We start from the raw sequence: 15,194 nt of genomic DNA, 5'->3' as shown, positions 1-15,194 counted from the left end.
AACGGAGTAATAACTATTAATGTACATACTAATAGTAATATTAGCTGGAGCGATAAGCTTTTTTTTATGTTTGTATGCCCGATTTAAGCTTAAGGAAGCACCTGGTGCGCGTGCCTACTTTTTAGTAACGTTATTGTCGACTATCTTCACACTCTCCTATGCATTTGAGCTAGCAAGTACAACTTTTATGCAAGTACAATTTTGGTTAAGAATGGAGTATCTTGCCTTACCTTTTATACCGGTCTTTGTTTTAATCATGTGTTTTGATTATGTAGGACAAAAACTAAAGCAGTGGATATATTCTGCCCTTTTTTTAGTGCCGATTACGACTATTTTTATGCTGAACACAAATGATCTTCACCATTTATATTATACCTCGATGAGCTTAAGTTACGATGGACCAACGCCTATTCTAGAATTAGAATATGGTCCTTGGTTTTATATTCATTCTATCTTTGTTTTTTTGTGTTTGATGATAGCTATTATTATGTTGTTGATGCAATTGAAAAAATCTCAATTTAGATTCCAAATGCAGATTTTGCTAATGGTGGTAGGACTTATTATTCCCATTTTAGCGAGTTGTTTGTATTTAAATGGTTTAAGTCCGTATGGGATTGATCTTGGGCCTGTTTCTATGAGTATTACTTTTATCTTTCATGGTGTTGCACTTTTATCCTATCAAATGTTTAATGTAGCTCCAATTGCGAGAGAAAAAGTATTTGAAAGCATGAAAGAGGGAGTCATTGTAATAAATCAAAATGGCGCGCTAGTCGACTACAACAAAGCAATCTTAAAAGTTATTCCATTGTTGCAATCCCGTGATATTGGGAAAACGTTGACGGATATACTTGGGAATGAACACCAACTTGCTAGCGTTATTTATACTGGCAGGGAATGTGATTTTAAAATAAGTGTAGATGACAATATTACTTACTTCCATATTAGTTTTTCATCCATTCAAAACAAAAAGAATATGTATTTAGGAAAGATTATGACCTTTGCAGATGTAACGGAAAGAGTGAATATGCAGGAAAAGCTTAAGCAATTAGCTAGTATAGATGGCTTAACACAAGTGCTTAATCGAACATTCTTTATGAAAAAAGCGGAAATGATAATAGATGAGCTTGCTTTCACTGGTGGGAATGTATCAGTTATTATGTTTGATATTGATCATTTTAAAAAAGTGAATGATACATTTGGTCATGAGGCAGGGGACATTGTATTAGCTCATGTGACGAATATCGCAAAAGAAATCATACGGGCAACTGATGTAATAGGGCGATACGGTGGCGAGGAATTCATCCTATGTATGCCTAATACCCCTATGCATGAGGCGTATGAATTAGCTAACCTTCTAAGGGAGAATATATTTGCAAAGCATACGGCCATTAATGGAAAGGAAATTTGTATAACTTCTAGCTTTGGTCTTTCCAATGCGTTCATCGAAGAGGACGATAATAGCCTATTGTTGCAAGTACTAATCAGACAAGCTGATCAAGCTTTGTATGAAGCAAAAGAAAACGGCAGAAACTGTGTTCACATGTATGGAAATAAAGAATTTTGTTAACCATTCAGTCAATGAAAATGCTTGATAGCTGGGATTAGCTTCCCTCGCTATCAAGCATTTTTTATGTATATCTGGAGCTTGTATTACAGAATTGTTACTGGTGCCAGGCACCAGTAACAATTCTGTAACAAATATTTAGTATATCTTTTTTCGATCTCTTTCGTCTTTTAATATTTCTACGGATTCTCTAAATCGGAGGGAGTGGACGTTTTCTCTTTCTCTTAAAAACCTTAACGCGTCTGTAACACCAGGGTCGTCTGAAATATCAATTAACCATTGATAAGTTGCACGAGCTTTTTCTTCGGCTGCGATGTCTTCATACAAATCTGCTATTGGATCTCCCTTAGCTTGAATATAAGTCGCTGTAAACGGAACACCGCCAGCGTTTTCATAAAAAAGCGAATGTCCATGATTGACAAAGTGGGCCCCGAGACCCGCTTTTTCCAATTGTTCAGGCGTAGCGTCTTTTGTTAATTTGTAAATCATTGTTGCAAGCATTTCAAGATGAGAAAACTCTTCTGTCGATATATCGGTTAAAACACCAATAACCTTATCTGGAACAGTGTAACGCTGGTTCATGTAACGAAGAGCAGCGGCAAGTTCACCATCTGCACCACCATATTGCTCCATGAGGTACTTTGCAAGCATTGGATTACAAGTGGTGACTTCTACAGGGTATAACAGTTTTTTTTCATAAACCCACATTGCTTTTCCCCTTTCTCATCTTTGCCATGGCCAAGGTGTATTGCTCCAGCGCCATCCTACGTCTAGTGCCTGTGTTGAAGGAACAGATAAAAGAGAAAGAGGACCAAATCTTGCTTCGTATTCCCTTCGAACCCTAGATGCTTCCTTTATAGCGTCACGCCACTGTTTGAGAGCTTCGACGTCATTAGGGTGTGTGTCTGTATATAAAGTTAGTTCTACTACTACAAAATCCGCTTGTTGCACMTTTTTTAACATGTTCCATTCTTCTTCATTTGCATTCATGAAATACCCTCCTCACGAGAAAATCCATCCACAAATTGCGGCCAAAGAGAACCTTGTTTTAAGGCTTCTGCTGGAGAATTTTGTGGCAGGCCGGGCTGTTGGAAATTCGTAAAGAGTTGAGGCGGTAAAACAAAAGTTTTCACTAAAATAGGTGGGCACGGGTCCCGCGGCGAGATATAGGGTCTATATGTTCCCCGGAATTGCAATTGATCCAACCTAAATCACTCCTTCAGACTATCCTATGAAGGCAAGGATTAAATAATACTGGAGGACAACTTATTTTCAGTAATCTTGTCGAAAATAATAAAAACCTTCTTCATTTAGCAGAATGAAAGAAGGTTTTTATTTGGATTATATCCCCAGAAAAAATAAGACGAAAGGAATGGTAACAATACTAATAATTGTCGTGATAAAGGTTGTGAAGGATACAAGATCCGGTTCCGTGCCAAATTGAAGTGCAAGGAGCGTCGTATTCGCAGCAGTTGGCATGGCCGCTTGTATGATAAACACAGTTTTGATCATATCATTGAGTGGCATAAAATAAACGACTAAGGCTGCAATGATAGGGGAAATAACCATTCTTATAATCATTGCTACGGACACATAACGATAAGCAACCCTTTTTCTTGAAATGACAGCTAGCTGCATACCAAGAACGAGCATAACCGTCGGGATAGAAGCATCCGCAACAAGTCCAACTCCATCCATTACCGCTTTAGGAATAGAAGCTCCAACTAACTGCAAAATGATTCCTAAGGCCGCCGCATAAATGAGTGGCATGCGTATGACTCTTTGCAAAGATTGACGCCAAGATGCCTTTTCCTCTCCCCCTAAAGAAGCAAAAAAGATCCCAAACGTATTGATGAATAAACCATGTAAAACCATAATAATAACAGCATAATCAAAGCCAACAGCACCTAAGGCAAAAAGAACAACTGGCGCACCATAGTTCCCGCTATTCGGAAAAGCCGCACCGAGCATTAAAGCCGCAAATTGCGGACGAGTAGATTTCATCAAACGTGCAGTTATCCAAACAATCAGGAAAAGTCCAAATATAAGCAAGACACAAGCTAACACCATATAAAAATAATCAATCGTTAACGCATGCGTATAAAACGTACGAAAAGCCAAAAAAGGCGACATGAGATAAAGCGCCGCCGTCGAAATAGACTTAATATCAAACCCTATTAATCTCTGCCCCATAAATCCAATGAAAAAGATAATAAACACAGGTAAAATGATCAACAACAAATCCAAAAAACTCACCCCGTCAATATATTACAATTTCGTTACAGGTGCCTGGCACCCGTAATAAAACACTTTTATGTATTAAATAACTATAACATTAATTGGTTATTCTTTTTTAATAATTTGAAAACTAGACTGAATTTGTCCAATATTGACACCGTTTTTTTTATTTTGCATATAATTTTATAGTGTAAAAGGGGGAATTCAATTGGCTTTGTCATTTCAAGAATCTGCATTGTATGAACTTCATTTTTGGTTGCAAGTGTTGGGGGATCACGGAAGATTTATTCATGATTCATTGGCTCCAAGTGAGAAAGAGAAAATTGAGATTGCCAGTTCTTTTATTAAACGGTTTGATCAATTACTTGAAACTTCCAAAAAGTCATTAGATAATCAGGGAATTGCTGAGTTAGCTCAAAAAGCAAAAATAGCGAGTGAAAAGATTCGGGCGTTCAAGTTATGGTTAATAAAAGACCATTTAGTAGGGGAAATAAAGATTTCTTTGCCGCCATCCTTCATCAATCATATGGTAAATGAAGTAGAAGAGGCTATACGGGTATTCTCCTATTTAGAGAAAGGTCAAAACGTTCCGGCAGTCCATCCTTTGCATCATGATTTGTTATGGTTAATCGATGCTGCAGGTCATGCTGGTGCTATAGATGCGGATCTGGATAGAGTGGAAAAGCAGTTGAAAGAAAAAGGGCAGCAGTTCATGAAAGAATGGGAAGACTTTTATTTAAAAGCAGTAGAATTAGCTGGGTACTTACGAGCAAATGTGGATAAATTCCCGGCATTAGATAAATTCCATGAGGATATAGAGTTGGAAATGACCATTTTCAAAGGATTCTTGAAGGAACTGGAAGAAATGAAAATAAAAAAAGAAGCCTTAGGAACCTTTACGCCGCTTATGGCAGATCATATGTTAAGGGAAGAAACATACTACTTAAATAAGATTGAACAGGTTTCTTAAAGAGAAAAACCTCCCAATTCGTGGAGGTTTTTTGTTGTGAGAAGAAGAACAATCAAATGATGAACCTAGCCATAATCGTTTTAGAAACAATACGAATGGAAATATTAAAAAACGTGAGCTGATGAATTGACACTTAACACTGCCATGAACTATAGTTATTTTGAATTCAAAATGTATTGGAATGAGATACATTAATTCGAATTAAGGATGTTGATAAGCTATGGGTTTTCTAGACAAATTATTTGGCAAAGCCAAACAGGAGGAAGAAACTATGACGGTAGAAAAATTAAAAATCGGTATTGTAATCGGGAGTGTTCGTCAAGGACGTAATGCAGAAGCGGTAGCTAACTGGATGTATGATTTTGCAACAAAACGAAATGACGCAGAATATGAATTAGTAGATCTTGCAAACTATAAATTACCTTTCTTAGGAGAAGAACTTCCTACGGAAAGACAAGAAGAAGCAAACACTGCTATTAAATCTTGGTCTGATAAAATGGCTTCATACGATGGCTATATTTTTGTAACTCCGGAATATAACCATGCAATCGGCGGAGCATTAAAAAATGCTTTAGACTACTTAAATCCAGAATTGAACAACAAAGCAGCTGGATTTGTAGGATACGGTAGTTTAGGTGGTACTCGTGCACATGAAAATATGCGTTTAATCCTAGGTGAACTTCAAGTAGCAGATGTTCGCACAGCAGTAACTTTTTCATTAATGGCTGATTTCGAAAACATGAGCGTTTTCAAACCTGCTGATTACCATGAAGGAAATGCTAATACAATGCTTGACCAAGTGCTTGCATGGAGCGGCGCTTTAAAAACTATTCGCTAATTAATATGTAAAATGCCAAGATGAATGTAGTATTCATCTTGGCATTTTTTTATCATTCATTTGACGCAATTTAAAATAAAAGTTATAATATCTTTAATTCAAGATAATTAATTTCAAATAAAAAAGGGAGGGGTCCCAGTGTCAAATAATCTATCTTTAAAATCCTTCGTTGTATTAATGAAAGCTTCCAAAATAGTACAAGAACGAACGAAGAAGGACATTAATAATTATAATATGCACATGTCAGAGTTTATGGTACTAGAAGCCTTATACAGTAAAGGAAAACAAACAGTACGACAAATTTCAGATGCAGTTCTCATTAACTCGGGTTCTATAACATACGTCATGGATAAATTAGAGGCGAAAGGTTTACTCGAAAGAATTGACTGCAAAGAAGATCGCCGTGTTGTATATATCCAAATAACAGATGAAGGAAAAAAGTTAATGGATGAAATTTTTCCAAAGCATCAATTAGTAATTGAAGATATCTTCTCTTGTATTACAGATCAGGAAAAAGAACTATTCATCGACTTATTAAAAAGAGTGGGAAAGAAGGATTAAGCAATGACAGAGTTTATAAAATTAATAGAAGCACGTCGCTCAGCTAGTAACTTTTTAAAGGACAACCTAATTCCTCAAAAAGATTTAAATGAAATATTTGAAATGGTCAAATTGGCTCCATCTGCTTTCAATCTTCAACATTCTAAATATATAGTAGTAACAAACCCAGAAGTTAAGGAACAAATACGTGCTGCTGCAAATGGTCAATATAAAGTACATTCTGCTTCCGCGGTCATTATCGTGCTCGGCGACAAACTGGCATATAAAGACACAGCAGCTATTAATGAAGGCTTGCTCATGCTTGGAATCGTCAATAAACAAGAATACGATTTGATGGTAGAGGATACCGTTTCGTTGTACGAAACAAGAGGGGAAAACTTCCAACGGGACGAAGCCATTCGAAACGCATCGCTTTCGGCAATGATGTTCATGCTTGCGGCAAAAGAAAAAGGTTGGGATACTTGTCCAATGATTGGCTTTGATCCGGACAAGGTAAAGGAAATATTAAATATCAGTGATCAATACGAGCCTGCATTAATGATTACAATCGGTAATGAAAAGATAGAAAGTAGAAAACCAAGAGGCTACCGTAAACCAGTTGGTGAATTCGTATCTTTTATTTAAATAGATATTACTAAGTGTAATAATTCTTTCATCGTAAGGAAAGGAAGCGAATGGTGCATTGAATACATTTAATACTATGGAATCCAATCCTAGCTTAGAGGAATATTTATTAATCTGGGAAAATACAAATGATGCTATTTTTATTTTGCAAAAAGATGGTGCCATTATACAAGCTAACCCTGCTTTTACCAAAATATTAGGCTGGTCTTTAGATGAAGTAAAAAACTTGTCGAAAATTCCTTTTTTTGAAGATGATTTTACTTCAGAAGACCATGAGAAACAGCTCGATACATTAAGAAGTGGAGAAAGCATCCCTTATTTTGAAACGAAAAGAAAGCATAAGAATGGTGAGATAAAAGATATTCTGGCATCCTACCGACCGATAAATCAAAAAGACATACTGGCAGTTGCAATGTACAAAGATATTACGGAAGAAAAGAAAACACAGCGCAAGCTTCGATTAACTGAAAATTGCTATCGAACATTAGTCGAATATTCCCCGGATGCTATTATCGTTCAAAGTAGTGGCAAAATCACATTTGTTAACCCTGAAGCGCTTCATATAATGGGGGCAAAAAAAGACACAGATATAATAGGAACATCCTTATTGGATTACATTGATATAGGGGACATAGAGAGCGAAAGTGAATTGTTTCGATTACTTCGGCAAGAAGAAATGGTCAAAATAGAGCCGACCATCCAACGTTTGAATCGGATGGATGGGACAAACATTTGGGTCGAAATCATTGCAATACCGTTAAAGTTCGAAGGAGAAATGGTTATCCAAGCAATTGTACGCGATGTTACTGTAAGGAAGTACTACGAAGACCAATTAACTTATATGGCAACCCACGATCCAATGACGGATGTAGTAAATAGAAGTACATTCATGGAAGTGTTGGATAAAAAAATAGAAGAAGCGAAAGTGACAAAAGAAATGCTCGCTTTATTATTCATTGATTTGGATAAGTTCAAAGAGGTGAATGATACACTAGGCCACGGAAAAGGGGATTCATTGCTTATCCAGTTCGCCAAAAGGATGAAAGAAAATATTGGCCAGGAAGATATAATTGGAAGAATTGGTGGGGATGAGTTTCTAATTTTATTGAAAGATATAGACAAGAAGAAGGTTAATGCAATTGTGAAGAGCATGCATTCTAATTTTAGCCAGCCCTATGTAATCGACGGGAAGGAAGTTATTGCTACATCCAGTATTGGCATTGCATTATACCCTGAAGATGCTATGAGTTCGGACAAACTAATGGGTTTTGCGGATGAAGCACTTTATAAAGCAAAAGAAGTGCGCAATCATTATCAATACTTCAACAAAAAGCCTCAGTAGACCGAGTACATTTGTAATTGGTCTGCTGAGGTTTTTCAGATCTATACAAATCATCTACTGTTTTTCCGCATGTCGCCATTCAATTTCTTCCCCAGTTTTTGGAGAAGTTAGAAAAACATCACCTTTAACTAAAGGCATTTCATGTCCATTCGTATCTATATATGTGCCGGATTCAGGCACTACTTCTCCAGTTTTATGGACATGGCCTTCCGCATGTTTCCAATAAGTAGCTATTTCAGTTTGTGGACAGGAAGGGAACTTATCGCCTTCATATAGTTTTTTCGTAATGCCTTCTTCGCACGTATAATCTCCGGTTTCTGGTACAACGTCATCTGTTTGGTGTCTATACATATTTTCCAAATCGTATTCCTCCTTCACATATTAACGTACAGTCATTGTTTACCCGTTTATCAACCGCACAAACATTCCAGCTAATTTGATTTGATCATGCCGCCTATTGATGCTTATGGAGAAGTAGAAATTGGAGCATTAACTTCTAACTAAACAAATAAACGCAAGCAGAAAAGTAAACAACTTTTCTGCTCGCGTTTTTGATTGTTAAGTTATTTCCAAGCATCCTCAGCAATACGTACCACATGGCGAATTTTTTCCCATTGTTCTTCTTCCGTTAAAATATTTCCTTCTTCTGTTGAAGAGAACCCGCATTGTGGACTTAAGCAAAGTTGCTCAAGTGGGGCATACTTAGTAGCTTCTTCAATTCTTGCCTTCACTTCATCTGCATTTTCAAGTGCTCCGTGCTTAGAAGTGATCAATCCTAACACGATGTATAAATCCGGACGACTAATATGACGAAGCGGTTCAAAGTCACCAGAGCGTTCATCATCAAACTCTAGGAATAAACCATCTACATCTAAGCCGTTAAAAATAGTTTCCGACACAAGTTCATAGCTACCGCTTGTAATATAAGTAGAACGGAAATTCCCGCGACAAATATGCATGGTAACAAGCATATCATCCGGTCTTTTCGCAATGGATTCATTTATCGCACGCGCTGAAAGCTCTAGGGCCTCCTCCACACTAAGTCCTCTTTCTTTAAGTCCAGCAATACCTTCCTCCGAGAAAGAAGTTGCCCATGACGTGTCATCGATTTGTAAATAACGACAGCCTTCATCGTACAATGCTTGGATAAACCCTTGGTAGGCAGTGATTAAATCAGCGAATAATTCTGCATCACTACTGTAAACACCTTCTTCAATAGTTGCACGATAGTATAGCATATTCGGGCTTGGTATAGTAAATTTAGCAACAGCGTCACCAGCCACACTTTGTAAAAACTTAAAGTGGTCGATCATATAGTGTGTGCTAAATCCAATTTTTCCAGTTACTTTAATACCATGTGCACGAGTTTGCACGCCTTTAAACGAAAGTCCTTTGTCTGTTTCATAAAATTCGACGCCATCTAAGCCACCAAGGAAGTCAAAATGCCACCATTTACGGCGGAATTCACCGTCAGTTACTGATTGAAGACCCGCTTCTTTTTGTTTGACAACAAGTTTCGTAATTTCTTCGTCTTCAATTTGTTTTAATTGATTTGCAGTAATTTCATTATTTTCAAATTGTGTACGTGCTTCTTTTAAACGTGTTGGTCGTAAAAAACTACCTACGTGATCTGCACGAAATGGTGCTTTTTGGATTAATTGTTTTGTCATGTTAAATTCCTACTTTCTGTTTTATATTAGATGCGATTGCTAGTGCTTGGTCGAAGTCTGCGATTAGATCGTCTACATGCTCCAGACCAACAGAGAACCTTAAAAGGCCATCTGTAATTCCTCTTTTTTCACGTTCATCCTTAGGTATTGCAGCATGAGACATGGTAGCAGGGTAGGAAAGAATGGATTCGACTCCACCAAGACTTACTGCGAAAACTGGAATTTGAAGGCTTTCTGTAAAAGCTTTCGCTGTTTCCCTGTCCGGAAGTTGGAAAGATAATACTGCCCCTGGACTTTTCGATTGTTTAGCATGAATCTCGTATCCGGGATGTGTAGCTAAGCCTGGGTATAACACTTCCTCCACTAAAGGATGATTAGTTAAATAGGTCGCAAGTTTTTGTGCTGACTCGGTTGATTGCGTCAAGCGTGCCCCCATTGTTTTAATGCCTTGAATTAATGAAAAAGAATCTTGTGCCCCTAAAATGGCACCGAAAGAGTTTTGGATAAATCCTAATCGATTTCCAAGTTCCTCATCTTTTGTAACAGCTAGCCCAGCAATTATATCGCTATGGCCAGATAAAAATTTCGTAGCACTATGTAAAACGATATCCACACCTAGATCAAGCGGACGTTGATAAAGAGGGGTCATGAAAGTGTTGTCTAGAAAGGTCAAACAATCATTTGCTTTTGCAAGTGCCACAATTGCATCGATATCGGTAATACCTAATCGTGGGTTTGCAGGTGTCTCGATATAAAGGACTTTCGTATTTGGACGAATCGCTTTTTCAACTGCTGCTGCATTTGTAAAATCGGCAAATGTATGGTCAATGCCGAATCTTGGTAAAACTACTGTGATGAAACGATAAGTGCCTCCATATACTTCTTCTGTTACAACGATATGATCGCCAGAAGAAAGAAGCATTAAAGCAGAGGAGATTGCCGCAATCCCAGAAGCAAAAGCAAAACCTCTTGTGCCACCTTCTAATTCTGCGATCGTTTTTTCAAGGGCGTCTCTTGTCGGGTTGCCGGATCTACTGTAGTCGTATGGTCCAAAGCTATCAAAACTTTCTTGGTGGAACGTAGAAGATAAATAGATTGGTACATTTACTGCACCTGTTTTTTGTTCATAATTCCCACGTGTGGAAGCAGTGATTAAGCTAGTTTCTAAACTTTCTTTAACAGTACTCATGAATGAATCACATCCCTTTCTAATTTTGCAAAAACTTGTTTCAAATCCGCAATTATATCTTCTGCTTCTTCCACTCCAACTGAGAAGCGTAGCAAACTATTATCCACACCTCGTGCAATACGTTCATCTTCTGGAATTTCAGCATGCGTTTGCGTAGCAGGGTATGTAATAAAGCTTTCGACACCACCCAAACTTTCCGCGAAAACGATTAATTGAAGGTTTTTTAAAAAAGGTCCAACCCATTCGCTTTTTTGTAAGCGGAACGAAAGCATGCCACCAATTCCAGGGTAAAGAACATCCTTTATAGCCGTTTCATTTCGCAAAAATTCCACGATTTTCTTCGCATTAGCATCATGCTGTTTCATGCGTAAGTGGAGTGTTTTTAAACCGCGTATTAATAACCATGAATCGAAAGGGGAGAGAACTGCTCCTATTGCATTATGATTTATAAGTAATTTTTCGCTAAGTGTTTTCCCTTTAGTTACAACAAGACCAGCCAGCACATCATTATGCCCACCAATATATTTCGTTGCGCTATGCATCACAATGTCTGCCCCTAGTTCTATTGGGCGTCGTAAATAAGGAGTTAAGAACGTATTATCCACAATCAGTAGTAATTGATACTTTTTGGCCAAGACGCTGTATTGTGCAATATCAATATCTTGCATAAGTGGATTTGTAGGCGTTTCAATAAAAATTGCTTTTGTGTTTTTCGTTATTAATGCTTCTACTTCTGCGACGGAGTCAAATTTAGCGTAAGACGTGCAAATATTGTAAGCGTCGGCATATTGATCGAACAGGCGATATGTTCCTCCATAAAGGTCATCGGGCGCAATAAGCTCGTCTCCAGATCGGAAAAGCGACAATATTAACTGGATTGCTGCCATACCCGAGCCACAGGCAAAGCCGGCATCTCCGCCTTCTAGTTTGGCAATTCCTTCTTCTAAAATTGCGCGCGTTGGATTTTTTGTACGTGTGTAGTCGTACCCAGTAGATTGGCCAAGCCCAGCATGTATATAAGCTGTTGATAGATGAATAGGTGGATTGACGGCACCTGTCAGCGGGTCACTATGATTTCCTAATTGAACTAATTCGGTTTCTAAAGATTTTTTTGTCATGAATAATCATCCTTTTCAAATAAAATAAAAAGAGGATTCCCTGTAAGAAGAGAATCCTCAAAAAAATTGAAGTTTGTCTTCTTATCTTCTAGACGGAGTACGTCTATTGGAGTTAGCACCATACCTAAACTTGGCTGGTTGCTGAGACATCTTCGGGCCAATCCCTCCGTCTCTCTGGATAAGAAATAAAATATGAAATTTTCAAAATCTTGAATTTCAATTAGTTTACCATGGTAAGTAAATTAATACAAGATGTATTTTATACGGGTGAAGTTAACTATTTTATACCGGTTTCGTTCATCAAGAAAAAACATGAATTGTACGTATGTGTTTCAATTCACTTTTTAGGGACACTGCGACGTAGTGCGTTGAATAAAGTGTCCGCTGTGATTTTCGCTGCAGGACGGACGCTTTCCACGGGGTGAGCGATGAGCCTTCACCGCCGCTTGCGCGTACGTTGTGAAGTCTCATCATGCTCACTTAATCCCGTTGGAGTCGCCACCTGCAGCGAAAATCAATGGAAATTGCCCAATTATCCATACCATCCCGTTAAAAAACAAAATTTCAACCAGTTTTTCCATTGCATGCATCCAATAAATGGCTTAGGGCAACCAACCGATGACTGGGAGCAACCAGTTCTACTACGAAAGCAACTAAATCAACACGAGAGCAACCAAATTACTCGTGAAAGCAACCAATTCTCAAAATGGCTCTTTACTCGATGTGAGACAACTATAATTCTTACATATTATAGGAATTATATGTCTTAAAGCCCGTCAAACACGCCTGGCCGGCATCTACTCGACTGGTTTGTCGTGTTCAGCTGCCTTATTGTCGCGTTCGCAGTGGATATTGTCTCGTTCAACCATTTATTGTTAATTTCAGATACTGATAAGTAAGTAAGTACCATTGATTTTCGCTGCAGACGTCGACTCCTGCCGGATGAGTGGGCTAATGAGACATCTTAGGCGTACGCCTAAGGGCGGCGGGGATGGCTCATCGCTCACCCGGCGGAAAGCGTACGACTGTAGCGAAAATCCTAGCGGTCACCCAATAGGTCTTTTACCACGCAGTGTCCCAATAATAAGCACAAATTAGTTCTCGATGATCCATTGAAAAAGAGGAAACTAGCGACGCATGTGAATTTAGTTCTTACATTTTCGGTATTGCAACCCAATGATCTTTTGATACTTCTACTAGTTCTGAGTTTTGCAATTGATATTTGTCCTTCCCGGTATCCTCTTCCATAAGGGTCCGCTTTTTCTTTGCTTCGACTTTCGGATCGGGTATTGGAATAGCAGATAACAATGCCTTCGTATATGGATGCTGTGGGTTGGCATATAATTCTTCGCTTTCCGCAAGCTCTACGATTTTTCCTGCATACATCACCGCAACTCTATCACTAATATGCTTAACCATGGATAAATCATGCGCGATAAAAAGATAAGTAAGCCCTAAACGATGTTGAAGATCCTCTAATAATTCAACTATTTGTGATTGAATGGATGCATCTAGCGCGGCAAGGGGTTCGTCGCAAACGATAAAATCAGGTTCTACCGCAAGTGCCCGGGCAATTCCAATTCTTTGACGCTGACCGCCGGAAAACTCATGTGGATAACGCATCGCATGACTTGGTTCTAATCCTACCATCACAAGTAATTCTTCCACTCTCTTTTTGCGTTCTTCCTTATTTTTACTTAAACGATGTATATCTAATGCCTGCCCAATAATATCCAATACTTTAAAGCGCGGGTTAAGGGATGAATATGGATCTTGGAAAATCATTTGCATATGGCGGCGCATTGTTGTCATTTCCTCTTTGTTAAGCCGGTTAATAGCCATGCCTTGATATAATATGTCTCCGTCAGTCGGTTCATGAAGACGTAAAATAGCACGTCCTGTAGTTGATTTACCCGAGCCGGATTCACCTACTAAACCTAAAGTTTCTCCTGGTTTTATAAAAAAGCTAATATTATCCACAGCTTTAAGTACATTCCCTTTTCCAACTTGGAAATGCTGTTTCAGCGATTTTACGTCCAGTAATGGTTTTCCTTCTTCGATTTCATGTGAACGTAAAGAAGGGCGTTTTGGTTTTTTCTTCTCATCCAAGCGAGGAAGAGCATTTAGCAATCTTTTTGTGTATGTATGTTTGGGACTTTCAAAAATTTCTTCTGTTGTTCCTGTTTCCACAATTTTTCCATCTTTCATGACAGCTACACGGTCGCACATACCTGCAACGACCCCTAAATCATGGGTGATAAGAATGATGGAGGTGCCAAAACGTTTTTGCATATCTTTCATGAGATTTAATATTTGTGCTTGAATGGTTACATCAAGGGCAGTCGTTGGCTCATCCGCTATGAGAAGTGCAGGACGACAAGCTAAAGCGATTGCAATCATAGCACGTTGGCGCATGCCCCCAGAGAACTCATGTGGATATTGATTGAAACGTTCTTCACTGTTTTTTATACCAACGAGCTTCAATAGTTCGATTGTTTGTTTTTTCGCTTCTTTTTTGGAAAGTTTTTGATGTTTTATTAAACTCTCCGCTATTTGTTTACCTATTCGAATAGTAGGATTAAGAGAGGTCATTGGGTCTTGGAAAATCATACTTATATGGCGTCCGCGGATATTCTCCATTTCTTTCTCCGTTTTATGTACTAGACTTTCTCCGAGAAATTCAATTTCTCCATTTTTCATAAAGGAGGGAGGGGACGGTAAAAGCCGCATGATGGATCTTGCAGTGACACTTTTTCCACTGCCGGATTCTCCAACAATACCAAGTGTTTCCCCTTTTTTTACTTCAAAACTTACACCTTGTACAGCTTCAAATTCTTTGTCACTCGTTAGAAATGAGACACTTAAATCATTTACCTTTAAAACCGTCTCCAACTAAAACACCTACCTAATTATTTTATGTAATTTATATGGAATGCCATTGACTTAATAAAAGTTCGAATCTATACTATACAATACCACTCGGATTTATACAATAAGAGGGAGGAGGAATATTGCGGTGGAAACAAAAAGCCAATCATTGTATAAATTAGGCTTTTCTGAAGTGCTTATCTATACATACG

The 15,194-nt window shown here is 38.2% G+C and carries 15 protein-coding genes and 1 riboswitch; of the genes, 6 read left to right on the top strand and 9 right to left on the bottom strand.

Features of this window, described 5'->3' with window-relative positions; genetic code table 11:
- The first annotated feature begins 19 nt into the window (after window positions 1-19).
- Window positions 20-1,567, top strand: a complete 1,548-nt coding sequence (locus AC1DFT_RS06220) for a histidine kinase N-terminal 7TM domain-containing diguanylate cyclase (protein WP_477918328.1) — start codon at window positions 20-22, stop codon at window positions 1,565-1,567.
- A gap of 135 nt (window positions 1,568-1,702) precedes the next feature.
- On the opposite strand, the gene AC1DFT_RS06215 is transcribed toward AC1DFT_RS06220, so the two are convergent.
- The 4 genes from AC1DFT_RS06215 to AC1DFT_RS06200 form a co-directional block, all read right to left on the bottom strand.
- Window positions 1,703-2,272: a manganese catalase family protein gene (locus tag AC1DFT_RS06215; RefSeq protein WP_477918327.1), complete on the bottom strand. Its 570-nt coding sequence runs from the start codon at window positions 2,270-2,272 to the stop codon at window positions 1,703-1,705.
- 15 nt (window positions 2,273-2,287) lie between these two features.
- Window positions 2,288-2,554 (bottom strand): spore coat protein CotJB, encoded by a 267-nt coding sequence (locus tag AC1DFT_RS06210; RefSeq protein ID WP_477918326.1) that lies wholly within the window; start codon window positions 2,552-2,554, stop codon window positions 2,288-2,290.
- Complete coding sequence (locus AC1DFT_RS06205) at window positions 2,551-2,760, bottom strand: spore coat associated protein CotJA (RefSeq protein WP_477918455.1); 210 nt, start codon at window positions 2,758-2,760, stop codon at window positions 2,551-2,553. Before AC1DFT_RS06205 ends, AC1DFT_RS06210 begins: the two co-directional genes overlap by 4 nt.
- 145 nt (window positions 2,761-2,905) lie before the next feature.
- The gene (locus tag AC1DFT_RS06200; protein ID WP_477918325.1) at window positions 2,906-3,811 is read right to left on the bottom strand and encodes an AEC family transporter; all 906 of its coding nucleotides are present in this window, start codon (window positions 3,809-3,811) and stop codon (window positions 2,906-2,908) included.
- Between the two features lie 199 nt (window positions 3,812-4,010).
- Here AC1DFT_RS06200 and AC1DFT_RS06195 point away from each other — a divergent pair, with 199 nt between their 5' ends.
- The 5 genes from AC1DFT_RS06195 to AC1DFT_RS06175 all read left to right on the top strand — a co-directional run bounded on the left by AC1DFT_RS06195 (window position 4,011) and on the right by AC1DFT_RS06175 (window position 8,137).
- Window positions 4,011-4,772 (top strand): DUF2935 domain-containing protein, encoded by a 762-nt coding sequence (locus AC1DFT_RS06195; RefSeq protein WP_477918324.1) that lies wholly within the window; start codon window positions 4,011-4,013, stop codon window positions 4,770-4,772.
- Between the two features lie 271 nt (window positions 4,773-5,043).
- The gene (locus AC1DFT_RS06190) at window positions 5,044-5,610 is read left to right on the top strand and encodes an NADPH-dependent FMN reductase (protein ID WP_477918323.1); all 567 of its coding nucleotides are present in this window, start codon (window positions 5,044-5,046) and stop codon (window positions 5,608-5,610) included.
- A gap of 138 nt (window positions 5,611-5,748) precedes the next feature.
- On the top strand, window positions 5,749-6,171 hold the full coding sequence (locus tag AC1DFT_RS06185; RefSeq protein ID WP_477918322.1) for a MarR family winged helix-turn-helix transcriptional regulator: 423 nt from the start codon (window positions 5,749-5,751) through the stop codon (window positions 6,169-6,171).
- 3 nt (window positions 6,172-6,174) lie between these two features.
- Window positions 6,175-6,795, top strand: a complete 621-nt coding sequence (locus AC1DFT_RS06180; protein WP_477918321.1) for a nitroreductase family protein — start codon at window positions 6,175-6,177, stop codon at window positions 6,793-6,795.
- 58 nt (window positions 6,796-6,853) lie between these two features.
- Window positions 6,854-8,137: a diguanylate cyclase domain-containing protein gene (locus AC1DFT_RS06175; RefSeq protein ID WP_477918320.1), complete on the top strand. Its 1,284-nt coding sequence runs from the start codon at window positions 6,854-6,856 to the stop codon at window positions 8,135-8,137.
- 54 nt (window positions 8,138-8,191) lie between these two features.
- Here the strand turns inward: AC1DFT_RS06175 and AC1DFT_RS06170 are convergent, their stop codons facing one another.
- The 5 genes from AC1DFT_RS06170 to AC1DFT_RS06150 all read right to left on the bottom strand — a co-directional run bounded on the left by AC1DFT_RS06170 (window position 8,192) and on the right by AC1DFT_RS06150 (window position 15,006).
- On the bottom strand, window positions 8,192-8,497 hold the full coding sequence (locus AC1DFT_RS06170; RefSeq protein WP_477918319.1) for a hypothetical protein: 306 nt from the start codon (window positions 8,495-8,497) through the stop codon (window positions 8,192-8,194).
- Between the two features lie 203 nt (window positions 8,498-8,700).
- A complete protein-coding gene (locus AC1DFT_RS06165; protein WP_477918318.1) occupies window positions 8,701-9,807 on the bottom strand; it encodes a 5-methyltetrahydropteroyltriglutamate--homocysteine S-methyltransferase in 1,107 nt (368 codons plus the stop codon).
- Window position 9,808: 1 nt separating this feature from the next.
- On the bottom strand, window positions 9,809-10,996 hold the full coding sequence (gene metC / locus AC1DFT_RS06160) for a cystathionine beta-lyase (RefSeq protein ID WP_477918317.1): 1,188 nt from the start codon (window positions 10,994-10,996) through the stop codon (window positions 9,809-9,811).
- Window positions 10,993-12,114, bottom strand: a complete 1,122-nt coding sequence (locus tag AC1DFT_RS06155) for a methionine biosynthesis PLP-dependent protein (protein ID WP_477918316.1) — start codon at window positions 12,112-12,114, stop codon at window positions 10,993-10,995. The genes metC and AC1DFT_RS06155 overlap by 4 nt, the downstream gene beginning before the upstream one ends.
- 78 nt (window positions 12,115-12,192) lie before the next feature.
- Window positions 12,193-12,299, bottom strand: a riboswitch (SAM riboswitch).
- A 967-nt stretch (window positions 12,300-13,266) separates the two neighbouring features.
- Window positions 13,267-15,006: an ABC transporter ATP-binding protein gene (locus tag AC1DFT_RS06150; RefSeq protein WP_477918315.1), complete on the bottom strand. Its 1,740-nt coding sequence runs from the start codon at window positions 15,004-15,006 to the stop codon at window positions 13,267-13,269.
- Window positions 15,007-15,194 lie beyond the last annotated feature (188 nt).

Source organism: Psychrobacillus sp. 05T411, from assembly GCF_056396485.1.
Note: the sequence above shows the minus strand (reverse complement) of the source record. Positions and strands in the feature narration are given on the sequence as shown.

Coding starts and splice junctions, on each gene's coding strand:
- AC1DFT_RS06180 (WP_477918321.1), top strand. CDS start 6,175: ATGACAGAGTTTATAAAATTAATAGAAGCACGTCGCTCAGCTAGTAAC.
- AC1DFT_RS06215 (WP_477918327.1), bottom strand. CDS start 2,272: ATGTGGGTTTATGAAAAAAAACTGTTATACCCTGTAGAAGTCACCACT.
- AC1DFT_RS06220 (WP_477918328.1), top strand. CDS start 20: ATGTACATACTAATAGTAATATTAGCTGGAGCGATAAGCTTTTTTTTA.
- AC1DFT_RS06155 (WP_477918316.1), bottom strand. CDS start 12,114: ATGACAAAAAAATCTTTAGAAACCGAATTAGTTCAATTAGGAAATCAT.
- AC1DFT_RS06190 (WP_477918323.1), top strand. CDS start 5,044: ATGACGGTAGAAAAATTAAAAATCGGTATTGTAATCGGGAGTGTTCGT.
- metC (WP_477918317.1), bottom strand. CDS start 10,996: ATGAGTACTGTTAAAGAAAGTTTAGAAACTAGCTTAATCACTGCTTCC.
- AC1DFT_RS06165 (WP_477918318.1), bottom strand. CDS start 9,807: ATGACAAAACAATTAATCCAAAAAGCACCATTTCGTGCAGATCACGTA.